Annotated in this window: 11 protein-coding genes; all 11 read right to left on the reverse strand. The window is 55.8% G+C overall.

The genetic code is table 11. From position 1 onward, the window contains the following. Positions 1–11: 11 nt before the first annotated feature. The gene (locus K325_RS0100330; RefSeq protein WP_029652268.1) at positions 12–3,122 is read right to left on the reverse strand and encodes an efflux RND transporter permease subunit; all 3,111 of its coding nucleotides are present in this window, start codon (positions 3,120–3,122) and stop codon (positions 12–14) included. Then, the gene (locus tag K325_RS0100335; RefSeq protein ID WP_029652269.1) at positions 3,119–4,294 is read right to left on the reverse strand and encodes an efflux RND transporter periplasmic adaptor subunit; all 1,176 of its coding nucleotides are present in this window, start codon (positions 4,292–4,294) and stop codon (positions 3,119–3,121) included. Before K325_RS0100335 ends, K325_RS0100330 begins: the two co-directional genes overlap by 4 nt. 128 nt (positions 4,295–4,422) lie before the next feature. After that, positions 4,423–5,457 carry a proline racemase family protein gene (locus K325_RS0100340; RefSeq protein ID WP_029652270.1) on the reverse strand — a complete coding sequence of 345 codons (1,035 nt, stop codon included), beginning with the start codon at positions 5,455–5,457 and terminating at the stop codon, positions 4,423–4,425. After that, entirely contained in the window at positions 5,454–6,599 is a 1,146-nt protein-coding gene (locus K325_RS0100345; protein WP_029652271.1) for an alcohol dehydrogenase catalytic domain-containing protein, read from the reverse strand. The genes K325_RS0100340 and K325_RS0100345 overlap by 4 nt, the downstream gene beginning before the upstream one ends. 101 nt (positions 6,600–6,700) lie before the next feature. Beyond that, positions 6,701–7,804 carry an AI-2E family transporter gene (locus tag K325_RS0100350; protein WP_029652272.1) on the reverse strand — a complete coding sequence of 368 codons (1,104 nt, stop codon included), beginning with the start codon at positions 7,802–7,804 and terminating at the stop codon, positions 6,701–6,703. Positions 7,805–7,950: 146 nt separating this feature from the next. Next, positions 7,951–8,649 (reverse strand): DUF3592 domain-containing protein, encoded by a 699-nt coding sequence (locus K325_RS0100355; protein ID WP_029652273.1) that lies wholly within the window; start codon positions 8,647–8,649, stop codon positions 7,951–7,953. Between the two features lie 127 nt (positions 8,650–8,776). Further along, complete coding sequence (locus K325_RS0100360; RefSeq protein ID WP_228128360.1) at positions 8,777–9,343, reverse strand: DUF3592 domain-containing protein; 567 nt, start codon at positions 9,341–9,343, stop codon at positions 8,777–8,779. 124 nt (positions 9,344–9,467) lie between these two features. Further along, a complete protein-coding gene (locus K325_RS0100365) occupies positions 9,468–10,490 on the reverse strand; it encodes a hypothetical protein (protein ID WP_029652275.1) in 1,023 nt (340 codons plus the stop codon). Then, positions 10,487–13,153, reverse strand: a complete 2,667-nt coding sequence (locus K325_RS0100370) for a toxin VasX (protein ID WP_029652276.1) — start codon at positions 13,151–13,153, stop codon at positions 10,487–10,489. Before K325_RS0100370 ends, K325_RS0100365 begins: the two co-directional genes overlap by 4 nt. Next, a complete protein-coding gene (locus K325_RS0100375) occupies positions 13,150–13,767 on the reverse strand; it encodes a DUF4123 domain-containing protein (protein ID WP_029652277.1) in 618 nt (205 codons plus the stop codon). Before K325_RS0100375 ends, K325_RS0100370 begins: the two co-directional genes overlap by 4 nt. After that, the coding region (locus K325_RS17940; protein ID WP_036192783.1) for a type VI secretion system Vgr family protein at positions 13,764–15,011 on the reverse strand (1,248 nt) is incomplete at its 5' end. The genes K325_RS0100375 and K325_RS17940, both read right to left, overlap by 4 nt.

Genomic DNA, 15,011 nt, shown 5'->3' on the forward strand with positions numbered 1-15,011 from the left:
ATTACGGTGTTTCAGGGAACGCCCGACACCTGGCGGCGGTCGCGCACCGACTGAACCCACTTATAGAAGACCGGCACCAGCAGGGTTCCCAGAATGGTCGCGGCCACCATACCGCTGAGCACGGTAATCCCCAGGCTGACCCGGCTGGCCGCACCCGCACCGCTGGCAAACACCAGCGGCAGCACGCCAAGCACAAACGACAGTGCCGTCATCAGGACCGCCCGGAAACGCAAAACGGCGGCCTTCTGGGCAGCTTCTTCAGTAGCCATCCCTCCCTGACGCAGCTGCATCGCAAATTCCACAATCAGAATGGCGGTTTTGGTCGACAACCCTATCAGCAGAACCAGTCCCACCTGGGCGTAGATATTATTGGCCAGCCCAACCAGCCACAAACCGGCCATAGCACCACCCAGCGCCAGAGGAACTGCCCCCAGAACCGCCACCGGCAGACTCCAGCTTTCGTACTGAGCCACCAGAAACAGGTACACGAAGATCAGCGCCAGAACAAAAATCACAACCGCCAGGTTACCCGCCTGAATTTCTTGCAGGCTTTGGCCAGACCAACTGAACTCATACCCCTGAGGCAAGCGCTCAGACAACGCCTCCATGGCGCTAATGGCGTCACCACTGGCAAACCCCGCCGCCGCCTCACCGGAAATGGTGACCGATCGCTTGAGGTTGAAGTGCTGAATGCTGGACGGCCCCAGCACCGGTTCCAGCGATGCGAGCGTGGTCAGTGGGACCATTGCCCCGTCTCCGTTTCGGACAAAATAATGGGTCAGGTCCTCCGGCCGCCGCCGAAACTCACCTTCGGCCTGCAACAACACCCGGTAGTTCTTTCCGAAGCGGGTAAAGTCGTTCACGTAGAGGGACCCCAGCTGCGTCTGCAACGTCGAAAAAATATCCGACAACTGAATCCCAAGAGCCTTGGCTTTATTGCGGTCCACTTCCAGCAGGTATTGAGGAATGTTCGCCCGATACGTGCTGTAGACCCGGGACAGCGACGGGGTCTGGTTCGCTTCAAAAATCAGCCCGTTCATCACCTGGGCCAGCTCGGAAACCTCCCTGCCCTGATTATCCAGCAAGCGGTAATCGAACCCCGCCGAGGTGCCCAACCCCGGAATCGGGGGTGGATTAAACACCATGACCTGAGCTTCCGACACCGTCCAAAGCTTGCCATACAGCCGGGGAATCACGGCCCCCAACCCCAGCTCCGGGCTTCCCCGTTCTTCCCAGTCTTTCAGCATCACAATGCCGAGCCCGTTGTTCGGAGCGGCACCACCCAACAACGAGAAACCGGACACGGATATAAAGTCCGTCACAGACGGATCTTCGAGCACCATCTCCGTGACTTTCTCGAGCACGGTATCTGTCCGCTCCAGCGAGGCGGCATCGGGCAACTGGACATCTACAAACAGGAAGCCCTGGTCTTCCGGAGGCACAAATGCGGTGGGTACCGCCTTGAACAGCCCGGCACTGCCCACCAGCACCACCAGCACCACGGCCCCGACCAGCGCGCCCTTTCGGAGCAGCTGCGCCACGGTTCGGGAGTATCCGTTGGTACTTCGTGTAATCAACTGCTCGAACGGTCTCAGCCAGCGAATGGACTGGTTACCGCCTCGCCCCAGAAGCGAGACACACAGTGCGGGGCTGAGCGTGAGGGCATTGATGGATGAGATGATTACCGCCACCGAAATGGTGACTGAGAACTGCTGGTACAGTTTGCCCGTAATCCCCGGCATGAAAGCCACGGGCACAAACACCGCCAGCAGTACGAGGGTGGTGGCAATCACCGGCCCCGTGACTTCCTCCATCGCCTTGGTGACCGCTTCCCGAATCGGGAGGGATTCTTCGGTGAGGATACGCTCAACGTTTTCGATGACCACAATGGCATCGTCGACCACGATCCCAATCGCCAGTACCAGACCAAACAGCGTGATGGTGTTGATGTCGTACCCCAGTACCGCCATTACCGCAAATGTACCAATCAGTGAAACAGGGATGGCAATACTGGGAATGAGGGTAGCCCGCCAGTTCTGCAAAAACAGAAACACCACCAGAATGACCAGGCCAACAGCCTGAAACAGGGTGACCACCACTTCGCTGATGGACCGGCTGATGAACTCTGTGGTGTCGTATAGAACGCTGTATTCCACCCCTTCCGGGAAACTCGCCGAGGCCTCCTCCACCAGGCGCCTCACCCTGCCAGCGACGTCAAGCGCATTGGCATCCGGCAGCTGATAAATCACCAGAAACGCCGTGTCACGGTTGTTCAGCCTGGCCGTTGACGTATAAGAACGGGAGCCCAGTTCGATTCGCCCGACATCTTTCAGACGGACAAAGCCCCCATCCGGCCGGGAGCGCAGGATGGTCTGGCCGAACTCGTCCGGGTCGGACAATCGTTCGCGAGTCTGGATGCTGTAAACAAACTGCTGCCCGGCCGGGACCGGGGATTGCCCGAGTTTGCCGGCCGCCACAATCTGATTCTGCTCCCGCAGCGCGGCCGCCACCTCCGTCACGGTGACATCCAGCGCCGCCATGTGGCGCGGGTCAAGCCAGACCCGCATGCTGTAGTCTTTTGCCCCCATCACTTCCGCCGAGCCTACACCGGCGACCCGCCCAAGGGCTTCAACCAGGTTATTGGAGGCGTAGTTGCTGAGGAACACGCCATCGAGTTCGGGCCGGCTGGAGGTGAGGTTAATCCCCATCAGCATGTTGCCCGACTGCTTCCGGACCACAACACCCTGACGACGTACTTCATCCGGTAGAAACGGTTCCGCAAGCGCCACCCGATTCTGCACGTTGACCTGAGCAATGTCGGTGTCAGTTCCGCTTTCAAAGGTGATGGTGATCTTCGCCGTGCCGTCACTCGACGCAGAGGACTCGAGGTAAATCATGCCCTCCACACCATTGAGTTGTTGTTCCACCGGCCGGACCACGGCCTCTTCCACCACCTGTGCGCTGGCGCCGGGCAGCGACGCCGTTACCTGGACCTGCGGCGGCGCCATATCCGGGTACATATTGACCGGTAGCATCCTCAGCGCCAGCACCCCGGCCAGCGTGATGAGAATAGAGATAACAAACGCAAACTTCGGGCGGTGTATGAACACACGGCTGATCATTGGAGTGCCTCGTCCAGCTGGCTCAGTGCCCCGGTCTCCGGATCAATGTGTTTTCGAACCGGATTGACCGCCACACCCGCCCGGACTTTCTGCAGGCCTTCCACCACCACCCGGTCGCCCACCTCCAGGCCAGACTCCACCACCAGCAGAGCCCCTTCCCGCGCCCCTGTTTTGATGAATCGCTGAACCACCTGATTCTGGCCATCAACCAGCAGAACAAACTTGCCCTCCAGGGTTTCCTGTATCGCTACCTGCGGCACCAGAACGCGCTGATCCCCCGCATGGCCGGCTACCTTCAGCGTGACATACAGCCCGGGAACCAGCACAGCCCCCGGATTGGGAAACACCGCCCGGATGGCCACGGTCCCGGTACTGGCATCTGTCTGGACGTCGGCGAAATCCAGAGTGCCCGATTGTTCATAACGAGCCCCGTCAGACAGCGTCAACGTAAGATCCAGCGTTCGGGCAACCGCATCGGCAGATTCCGCACCAGCTCGCCGGAACGCGATAAAGTCGGCTTCATTGACCTGGAATTCCACGTACATCGGGTCGGTCACCAACACCGAGGTAATCGGCCCCGAGCCCGGCCCGACAACCGCGCCGACATCGAAGTTCAAACGCCCGATCCAGCCATCGAAAGGCGCCCTCAGCTCGGCATAGTCCAGATTCGTCCGGGCTTTCTGAAGCGCCGCTTCGGCCGCTTGAAGCCGGCTTTGTGCCGCACTGAAGCGATCTTTCAGCTTGTCGAGGTCTGAAGCCGAGAGAAACCCCTTATCGGCAACATCTTCACCGCGCCGAAGGTTTCGTTGCGCCGAATCCAGTTCAGCCCGAGCCGCCGTCAGCTCAGCTTCCGATTGCTGGAGGTCTGCGCTCGCCCGGGTATCCTCAAGCAAAACCAGCACCTGACCGCGCTGAACCCGGGCCCCTTCCCGGAACAAAACTTCCTGAATTTCCGCTTCAATGCGGGCAGTGATATCCGCCCGGGCTGACGCCGATGTGCGAGCCACAAACTCTCTGGATGGCCGCACCTCCGATGCCTCCAGTTCGACAACTGAAACCGCGACAGGGGCCGGAGGCGGCGGCTCTGCAGGCTCCGAACACCCCACCCCCATCACCCCGGCCAGTAACAAAACACCGATTCTTTTCCAGATACGCACTTCAAGAGACTGCATAGACACCCTTCCCAGTAGCTGCGACAGGAGGCATGGAGCACCGCCCGCCCGGGTACGACGCAAAGCGACTTATTGAGGACTACAACCATATTAGTCGGTGATGTGAAGGGCGGCCATTGAATGGCCTGTCAGCGGCGGGAAAGAATGCGACTCAATCCGCCACAGGTCACCATCGGGTCGTCGCAGTTCACCAGGATATCGGAGCGGGCAATCACATAGCTCTTGCCAGTGATACGGTTCCTGACAACCGGATAATTGCCCTCCATTGCCACCGACGTCAGCTCTCCGATAAAGCGGGTTTGTCGCAGAGAGATCGTCTCCAGACTGTCGCCCGGCTTCATGCGTCCTTCGAGGTTCATCAGCGCCAGGCGTGCGGAAGTACCGGTGCCGGTTGTGCTTCGGCAGATCACACCGGGATGCACGTAGGTTGCAGACCGGGACCGGAAACAGCCATCGGCCACCGGCTCTACGGGGCCCATAAAATGCAGAAATGGCAACGGCCCGACATCGCCTAGTGCATAGTGGGAAAAGCACCGCTCGCCCTGAATCGCCTCGACAATCGCATGCGCGGTCCGGGCCAGGGCCCGCTCTTCGCTCAGTGTCAGGTCAAACCCCAGCGCTTTGGCATCCACCAGGGCATAAAATCCGCCACTGTAAGCCACACTGTATTCAACCTCGCCAATACCCGGCACCCTGAGGCTGGCCCTGTGCGTCTGGATGTAGCTCGGCAGCCCCTCGCAGGTAATCGCGTCCACCACACCGTCATGCACCATGGCTTCAATACTCACCAGGCCCGCTGGCGACTCCAGCATGAAGTGCTGCTGGCCCTCCAGCTTCGGCACAAGGCCAGCCTCCAATACCGCCGTGGCAGTGCATATGGTGTTGGAACCGGAATAAATCGGGTACCCCATCACTTCCATGATGATGTACCCGGCCACCGCCCGGGGGTCCGTTGCCGGAACCAGCAGATCCACAGACATTTCCGGAATGCCGTAGGGCTCCTTCAGTAGCAAGGTCCGAAGGCCATCAGCGTTGTCTCTCAGGTATTCCATCTGAGCTCTCACCGTGCTGCCGGGAAGTGGCCCGACACCCCCGGTTACAATACGGCTGACATCACCACCGGCATGGGTGTCCATCAGTTGAAGGGTCATCTCCGGTTTCATTGGCCCGCCTCCACCGCATAGGGCTGACCGTGCTCCTGCCATTGGGCGTCCGGAACAATCACAATCTTGCCCAGATAGCCACTGCCACGGTTGACGAAATAGGTTTCGGCCCGTCTCAGGTCCGACAGCCGGAAAGCCCCGTGCAGGACCGGTTTCAGCTCGCCACTCCGAATCCAGCGGATGAGCTGGCCAGCCTCTTCCCGGGTGCCATGGGAAACACCAAAGATCTGAACCTGATAAAGGTAAATTCGGGTCCACAGGATTTCGCTGAGGTTACCGCCACTGGCACCCGCAATGCTCAACCGGGGGTAGGTACTGCGAACGTTCATGTCGAAAATCATCGCGTCGATGAAACGGTCAGTCATCGTTCCTCCGACAAGATCCATCACCGCATCCAGCGGCCGCCCACCGGTTTCCGCTCTTACCCGCTCAACAAACGAATCCATATCGGCTCTGTCGAACACCGCCTCAGCCCCCAGATTCAGCAACGGGGCAACCTTGTCCTTCTGGCTCAGGGCATACGGCACTGCGCCGATGATCCGGCACAACTGGATCAGCGCAGTACCCACGCCGCCACTGGCTCCTGTGACCAGAACCCGTTCACCGGCCTGTACATTCGCGGTCGTCAGCATGTGATAAGCAGTCTGATAGGAGCACATGCCCATGGCTGCCAGTTCTGCATCGGCCAGGCCAGGGTTGGGAACATGATGAAATTGATCGGAAGGCACGGCGACGTATTCGGCATAGCCACCATCCGCACCATGACCGTAATAGTCCGGGGTCAGGTTAATGTCAGCGCGGTCGTTGGCGTAGAGGTTGAAATCCAGCAGGCCACGCTCTCCGATGCGCTGTTCACTAACGCCCTCACCAACGGCCACCACACGCCCGACAATGTCCGCCCCCTGAATTCTGGGAAAGGTGAGCGTGGGCTTTCCACCCATCCGGAACGACGCTACCTCCCCTTTCCGGGTCGGATACAGGCCTTCTCGGGCTTTTCGGTCGGTATTGTTCTTGGCGGTGGCGGTCACCTGCACGAGAACCTGCCCCTTTCCGGGTGTTGGAACCGGCATGTCCTGGTATTTGAGCTGATCAACATCACCATGGCCCACCAGAACCATAGCTTTCATGGATGTCGGAATCATCAGTAACAGCCCCTCCTGCCCAGGTGCATTCAGCCTTCAGACAGGATAGGAAAGATAATCGCGGGTGTCAGGGTGAGAGGCTCATACCGGCTGTAGGGTGGTCACCGGGCAATCACCCGGTACACCGGCTGAAGCCGTGGGATCTGCTTGAGCACAACCTGGATAACCGTCATCAGCGGGACAGCCAGCAGCACGCCGACAGGCCCCCAGAGCCAGCCCCAGAAAAAGATGGAAATAAAAATAACCACGGGATTAATCGCCATCCGAAAGCCATGAATCCACGGCTCCAGAAAAAAGCCGACAATGGTGGTCAGCACGATAAAACTGACCGGAGCCAACGCCATCATCCACAGAGTGTCCAGCGAAATAGCCGACACAATTGCCAGCAGAGCAATGGTCAGCATGTTGCCAAGATAGGGAATAAAACGGGCCAGCCCGGCAATCAGCCCCCACACGGCGGGGTCTGGCAGCCCGATTCCCCAACAGATCAAGCCGGTCAGAACACCAACCGAGGTGTTGGACAGCCCGAGCACCGCCAGATACTGCGCAATCTGGTGCTGGGAATCGTGGGTGATTCTCAGCACGGTTTTTCTCTGAGTTCTGGGCAGCTGTTTCACGAAATTGCGAATCAGGCGGTCTCCGCTGACCAGAAGGAAGTAGGTTAACGCCAGTGCCAGCGCCAAACCGGCAATGCCATTCCGAGCCTTGGCCATCAACTGACTACGCCAGGAGTCGGTTTGCAGAACCACCGTGGTTGGCTTGGTTCCTTTGTTTTCCGAGAGCTCCTCCACCGACTTTTCAACCTGCTCAGCAGACCGGCTGACTTTATCAATCTGGCGCATGATTTCGCTATCGCCAACCAACAGCCGAGAAAGCCCCTCTGGTGCCTTCTGAGCCCACTCCAGAGCAGGCGTGGCAACGGCAGCCCCCAATCCCAGTATGCCGGCCAGAACCACCAAGACCAGAACCAGCGAACTGACCACCCTGGGACAACGCCAGCGCAGATACGCCCGCTTCACCAAAGGCGCCAGTAAAAGACTGGTCAAAACGGCAAGAATGATGGGCAGAACAATTTGATGGGCAAGATACAGCGTGTAGAGAATGCCAAGTATGAACAACCCGTAGATGGGAGTGGAGAGATCCGCGATTGAGGAAGTCGGCCTGGCGACCTCCTGTTCGGTGCGTTCTGTTGTCTGATCATCCATGGGCACGCCATACCTTGTTTGGACAGGCAAGCCCAACGTGACGCAGGGCCGCCCGGTTTCAGGACACTGTGCTGATTAGCCACTCAGTGTAGCGTTTCCCGGAAGCCCCCGCATTATCAAACGATTACAGAACGTTTCTCCCGCCCCTAGCTGGCCATTTTGGGCAGGAATGATGTATCGACCCAATACCGCTTGAGATTAGCTTCGTCCACCAGCACCGGCACTGTTTCCTGATGGATATGCTGGCTGGGATCAAACCAGAGGTTCTCGCTGCGGAACACGTGAAGCTCTCCGGTTTGCGGGTGCTGCCACTGGCAGATGATGCGAAATGGGTTCCGGCCGTTAACCGTAAGAGCAGTGTTTCGCTCAACCGATGAAAACGTCGCCAACACCTCCGTACCGTGGTCTTTCAGATAGGCCTTGGAGCGCCCCTTCAGCAGACCAAACAGCACCATACCGCCACCGATGGCGCCAAATACCAGCCCCAACCCGCCCAGAACGACACTGAGCCCCCAAAGCGAGAAGAAACTGTTAATCCTTGCACTCTCCGGCTCAGAAGGCTCATAAAAAACAGAGACGGTTTCACCGCGACTGAACGCTGGAGGATTTGAGCCAGACCGGGAGCGGAATTCAATCTGTTGCCCCATGACATCTTCAAAGACCACCACCGGATAGTACGTAGTGGAATCGCTCGAACGAGAACGCTCAAGGTCAACCACCGTTCCCCAGGCCTCCGTTGAACGCTCGATGAACGATGCCGTGCTGTTGTAACTCATGAACGCACCGACAAGAAGACCGGCACCGATGAGGGCGAAGAGGTATTTTAGAATGTTCAGGGTTTTCAATGGTTCAATCCTTGCTTTTGGGTTCTTCCATAAGAGGTGTTGGCCGGGATTTTATATAACCATTGAGGACTATGCCATCAGCGGGCTTCGATGATTTATTGAGCCCGCAACGGAGGGTTCTCTTTCCTTATACCAGTTGACCGATTTCAGCTCCTTCGGGAACGAGAGAAGGCATTTGGGGCTCACGCCCCTTCAACATATTTGCCAGACGCCTCTCTCGTACCTTGTGAACGGAGGGATCAAACCTGAGAACCTTAAGGGGCACCGGGTCACCCTCCCGCAACTTGTCGAACGTTGCCAGCTTACTCAGATAAAAGGCCCCACTGTGATTTTGGCCATCAAACTGAAAATTAAACTCAATCAGAAGGTTACACTGACAATACCCTTCCCCCTGTGGCTCATTTCGATGGTCGTATTCCTGATAAAACTGACAATCCGCCTCTTTTTTGGTCAGTACGCCGTCCACCTCTACACCGTGCTTCCGTAGCAAGGCCTGGCCGTAGAGGTAGCTGGTACCCGAGTAGGTCATGACGATAGCAAGCAGAACCAACCCAGCGCCCATCAATGCGAAGAAACCTCCCGCAATCATGGCCCCCCAGCTGCCAAAATCAACATAGAAAATGCCACCACCGACAGCGGTGGTAATTATTCCTGCGCACAGCATCGTTAGCATAGTGCCGAGGTCAGTTTTCATTGCTGACCACAGGAGCGGCCAATCAATGTAGTTTTTTCTGAGCATTTTTCTGGCGCTGGGAGGTTAGTTGATGGACCGAGGCTGGTTAACGAGGCCGCGAACGATTGGCTCTGTTGACGAAAAACTACCTGGGGAGGGTTTTACGCATCCGTTCGTGAAGCTCGTCTAGCTCCTTCTGTTTTTGCGCCATGTAGGCTTCTTCGATATCGATCAGGCGGGTTGTGGGGCCGTTGGGGTCCAGGCGTTCTTGAACGATTTCAGGCCAGTGTTTACGAGCCTTCTTTCTGTCAATCTTCTGTACAATTTCCATGCCGAATGCAGGCAGGAACAGCATGTAAGAGGTCACCCAAGAAAGAAAAGCCGCCCCAGAAACACCCTCCCCCTCTCTGTATTCTCTCCCCAAAGTTCTCCTTGAATCGAGAACCAAGTCAAGAAAGGAAATCTCGCCGGATTTCAAGCTTTTTTCTATAAACGAATTTTTAAATTCTGTCTTATTGCCGGTCTCGTCAAACCACGGGCCAACTGTCATATAGCTTCTCAAATATTCCCAGAAACCCAATAAGGTTGGTAAGCGCTTGCCGGCTGGAACGCCTGATAGATTCAGCAGTATCCGATCGTCGGGGTCACCGAACTTCCGAAGAACAATTTCCAAATTTCCATGAATAATGGCCCCTGAGTACTGATTGACTATCGTATATTCATACGCGACTGCCTCTATATCATTCCATTCTGAGTAGTAGAGTTCTCCTTTTTGATCGTAGTAAATCTCCTGCGTACGCCGATTAAAAACTACAGGTAGCATGGGCCGACGGCTAATCTCCCATATTGCAGGAACAATAATGACTAAAACTGAGAGAAAGAAAACCCACCAGTCCAAATTCGAACTATAAGGTGTTCCAAATAGGTTAGGCAGCAAAACAAGCAGTATTCCAACTACACCCACAAAAAAACCTACACCTGTAAGAATACCCCTGCTATCAGTGCTGCCAGTTCTCAAAGCCAAAGACACCTCATCTTGTGACTCTACGAGACCGGGCTGGGATGGAGCATAGCCAGTACCCAATCCACCACTCAGCGGAAGAGCATTTGAGGAACTCCCTAATTTATTAGTTACAGCGTCAAACAACTTTTTCGCGTTTTCAATCACCAGATATCAACCTTTACCGGAGGCATTTCCAAACCAGGTTGTGGTCGATAGATCAACTCGCCCTGCAACCCAAAGATTTGGTCATCATCGTGATAAACTCTTCTGTATGTGGCCGTAGCTGCGGCGTTATGAACTCTTGTACCCACATGCAGACTGAAATCAGAACCAGACCAAGTCACAGGGGTTCTCTTTGGCTGAAGGATGCGCTCTCTTTCCTCTGTATCCAGAACAGCTCGTAATTGCCGTTCAACCCATGCCAAAGACCGGTAACCAACACCGCTCCTCAACTCATCGCCAGAAAAATAAATAGTTTCAGGATTCAAAGCTCTTTGGCCTGCAAGCTCAAGAATCAACCAGCAATCCTGCATATGGATTCCCGTATGCGGATTTAACCTTGGAACCCTTTCCAGCCTCAACTTGATGGGAAAAATAATCGTGTACAACCGCTCCATTTCATCTCGATAGTTTCCTGACCACTCGGCCGGCTTTACACCAAATCTAGTATTAGCGAGCCAGCGCTCAAGCGGTGTATTCTGCGCGTAATGACGGGCGACCAAGCCTCCAATCAAGGATGCAGTTAGGCCTAAAGACAACGCCGTATAGAAGCCACCCAGCCTCGACAATCCCCGGACTGAAGAAGCAACTTGCAACCCTAGTGCGGCAGCTCTCGCCTCACGATATGCTCTAAAGGCTCTCACACTGAGTGCCAGTTGCCCCGACGACACACCCATCAAGCCAACCTCAAGAGCAGACGTATCGAAATCACCAGAACGGTACGACTCGATCGCTTGCATGCCAAATGCAATTATATCGAAAGCCGCAGTGACAGCGGTGAACGCAGCTGCAACTGCACCTACTCCATGGCTATACGCTGCTGGGTTAGGTGACCTTGAGAGTCCTTTTTTCCAATTAAGCTCGGAAATCTTGTGCTCTAAGGATAAGGCTGCAGCGGTGAAAGCTGTGAAGCTCCCAGTAGCCTTTGCTAAACCTTCGACGTCTCTATTCGAATTAGTAACAAATTCTGAGCTTGCAGACATCATGTTCAATCCGGTCAGAGCAACCAGAACTGAGCGCAACGGAGCCTTTTCTAAAGCATCCTTGAGGCTGTATGGGTTGCCTTTAAAATATTGGCCAGCATTTGCTGATGTGATACGAATAACGGGCACTTTCCGTGCTTCTACGTCAGGAGGACTGAGAGTCGCCGTTGCATTGCCACTATTTTTTGCAGCCTCACTCAGCCACTGATTCGATTGAACAGTACTTACACTGTCCACCACCAAGGACTGCCCTGTTCGGGCCAACCCAGACACCAGAAACCCACGACCTAAAAGTGAGATTCGATTTGGGAATCCTCTCAACTCAACTGCGGCCGCAGGCGAGACCGCGTTGAAAAGCAATTGTGTTGGCGTGCCAGAGGGAACCGGAGCGCGCCCTACCAAGCCCGAAACCTTGGAATTTATGGCGGCAACGACAGCGGTGGCAGCTTTAGAGAGGTCTTCAACAGAATCATTGGCCATATCGCCAATCGATACCAGCTTCTCGACGTCGCCGAGAGATACTCGCTCTCGTATCCCAAGCAATGCATTCCAGAACCAGCGAGTACCCTCCCCCTGAACTGCGGCGAGGCGGCCGATCGCCCCGGCCCCTTTGCTGAAATAGGAGGGACCAAGCAGAATAAGCCCGAATTTTTCCTGCAGAATGGTGTGATGATCTTCTTTAGCAAGATCCAGGCTTTCGCACGAACTTGCGAGGGTTTCCGGGCCGTTCGCGCATTCAAGGGTATCCATCCAGAGGACCCAGGAATCAAGGAGCCCGGCAACAACATCTTCAAAATGTGACTGAGACTCATCCGATTCCCGCCACACTCTCTGTAACTTCGGCAGCTCAACAAGCTCCGGAAGTTTCGCTTCAAGCTGGCGATCCGTCTCGTAAAGATCCTTGATCGTCTTTGCCAAACTCCATTCCCCACCGAATCTGGCCCTTAACCGCTCCTGATTATCGTGAGTCAGACGAACCAAAGCAGCCAGATCTTCCGTAACCCCCCAGGGATCGTCCACAATCCCCATCACACGCTGATCAAATCGCCGGGTAGACCGTTCCAATCTGGGCCAGTGTGGAATAGTAGGAGTCAGTCCCGACCAGTCAAAGTCCTCAATGGAAGTCACTTCCGGCAGGGCATAAAAGGTCTGCTCATCAAGCAGCTGAGTGTTCGGTGAACTTCCTGGCACAATTCTGCGCATAAACTTGCTGCGCTGATCCTGCTCACTCACGATCATGTCGAAATGAGCATCAGACCACTGATTCTCACTCCAGGCGATATCAGCAGGTTCACCAGAGGGCAAAGACAAGTAAACATTGCTGCGACGATCAACAACGTCTCCTCCTCTCGCCGTCTCCTGAATCCGGGAACCGCTGACCGAATACTCAATCAACCGGCCTTCAAACTCACTCCAGACATACAGCCAGCCGTCTCTCAGAAATCGAGGAACAAGCTCAAGATTCCTATCCTGAAGATCAGTATAACGATCAATATTAGGAAACAGGTCTGGCACATCCGGCAATTCCAATCCAGCTAATAACTCCCCTTCATAGCGCAGAGGAGCAATGGCGTATCGAAGGGGTAAAAAAGCCGTCATTAGCGGGCAGGTTGCGCAGTAAGTCATAACACTTCCCTGTGTTTGTTATCCGCGGAAGAATCGAGAGCGGCCAATAAATCCATACCAAAGTGGAAACATGGAGCCACCAGAGAAGACAGAAATTCTCCATCCTCCTGCTCGTTACTCATCGTGGACCGTGATGGGCTGTACTGAGTGATAGATCCATCACTTGAACGGAAAAAGAGGCGGCGAATACCAGACCAAAAATGCGCTGGCAACCGAGCATCAACTCCAGCCAGCCTTGACACCACTTTGGCATCACCAATCCTTAGCCAGACAGCGCGACCCTCCGGCATCACTACCTGAACCCGAGATCGCATAAAATCCAATAAGGCTGACTCATCATAAGACGTATGCAAGACCGAAGCCCTCGCGACTATGGGGTGGTTCTTTGCCCACAACTCTTTAAGTGCGGCACTCTCCCCCATATCGGCAATCATGGGCCCCAAGGCTGATACGCCATCAAAAACGCCGTCTTTAAGTACCATTAAAGGGCATACATCCAGGCCCTCTTCATACAAACTTCGCAGACCACCCCCGATCGCTCCATCAAACAACATGAACATTTTTTTGTTTGAAGGCGACAGGCTTTCATGAACGTTCGCAGCCTTAAACGTCATGAAGGACTCCCCATATCCGATCTCACAGAGCAAACCTCCGAAAAAGTCTCCTCCTTCTGCGCTGCATTCCTGAAACTTGCAGCCTGTTTCAAATCTGCCTCAACCGGCCGCAACTGGTCAGACTTAAGAACCTGCGAGACACCGCCCTGTCTTGTATCCGTCTCGGCAAGTTCTGAAACGGTCTGCGTGGGAGGAGAATCCGGCACCACATTATCCGGCAACAACGGCGCTTTCACCCCAACCCCACTACCACTCCCAGGCCCACCCCCGGAATTCATCCGCACCAGCGGCCCGGAAATGGTCACCCCACTCGGGTCCACCTTCACAAAGCTGCCACCGGCCTTCAGCGTTACCTCCGCCCCGGCTTCAATCACAATCTTCATACCGGCCTTGTGGTGGATTTCGGTGCCGGCTTCCACCAGCTGGTTTTTGCCCTGTTTGCTGTGGTGGCTGCCGTTTACGGTGAAGCTGTAGTCGGCGCCGATACTCTCGCGATGTTCGCCATCTGTGGTGTGGTGGCGGTTGCCTTTGGTGTGGCTGACGCGGTTGTTTTCCACCGTCAGGTGGCTGTCGTTCCTGATGACTTCGGTGCGGTTGTTTTCCGTCAGCAGGTCCAGGTCTTTCTGGGCGTGCACGTAGATCTGTTCTTCGCCGGCTTCGTCTTCAAACCGCAGTTCGTTGCTGCCCTCACCCTTGTGGGTTTTGGTCTTCAGGGTGGTCCGGGTTTTGTGTTCCGGCAGCGCGTACGGCGGTGTGTTGGTGGCGTGGTAGGTTCTTCCGGTGATGATGGGCTGGTCCGGGTCGCCGTCGAGGAAAGACACGATGACTTCGTGGCCGATTCTGGGCAAGGCCATAAAGCCGTATTGGCCGCCGGCCCAGCCCTGGGCCACGCGCAGCCAGGCGCTGCTGTGTTCGTCGTTCTTCGAATAGCGATCCCACGGAAATCTTACTTTCACCCGGCCATACTGGTCGCAGTGAATTTCTTCACCCTCGGGCCCGGTGACGAGGGCCATCTGGGGGCCGTCCATCATGGGTTTGTGGTTGCACAGGGGGCGCCAGGTTTTGTCGGCCGGAACGGCACTGAAGGTGTTGTGGTAGCTGGTGGGTTCGCTACCGCCCTCTTCTTCCAGAGCCTGGGGCTGTTTGCCGGTGTGGGTGATGGCGGTCAGCAGCCATTCGCGGTTCAGGGTCTGGCTGTCGTGGTCCTGCAGTTCCACTTTGGCGCCGGGGGTGAAGTCTGGCCG

It is taken from the genome of Marinobacter daepoensis DSM 16072 (genome assembly GCF_000421165.1).
Lineage (GTDB): Bacteria > Pseudomonadota > Gammaproteobacteria > Pseudomonadales > Oleiphilaceae > Marinobacter > Marinobacter daepoensis.

Bases quoted from the DNA above. Each gene is read 5' to 3' on its own strand.
- K325_RS0100340 (WP_029652270.1), bottom strand. From the start codon at position 5,457: ATGAAACCGGAGATGACCCTTCAACTGATGGACACCCATGCCGGTGGT.
- K325_RS0100330 (WP_029652268.1), bottom strand. From the start codon at position 3,122: ATGATCAGCCGTGTGTTCATACACCGCCCGAAGTTTGCGTTTGTTATC.
- K325_RS0100345 (WP_029652271.1), bottom strand. From the start codon at position 6,599: ATGATTCCGACATCCATGAAAGCTATGGTTCTGGTGGGCCATGGTGAT.
- K325_RS0100350 (WP_029652272.1), bottom strand. From the start codon at position 7,804: ATGGATGATCAGACAACAGAACGCACCGAACAGGAGGTCGCCAGGCCG.
- K325_RS0100335 (WP_029652269.1), bottom strand. From the start codon at position 4,294: ATGCAGTCTCTTGAAGTGCGTATCTGGAAAAGAATCGGTGTTTTGTTA.
- K325_RS0100360 (WP_228128360.1), bottom strand. From the start codon at position 9,343: ATGAAAACTGACCTCGGCACTATGCTAACGATGCTGTGCGCAGGAATA.
- K325_RS0100370 (WP_029652276.1), bottom strand. From the start codon at position 13,153: ATGACTTACTGCGCAACCTGCCCGCTAATGACGGCTTTTTTACCCCTT.
- K325_RS0100375 (WP_029652277.1), bottom strand. From the start codon at position 13,767: ATGACGTTTAAGGCTGCGAACGTTCATGAAAGCCTGTCGCCTTCAAAC.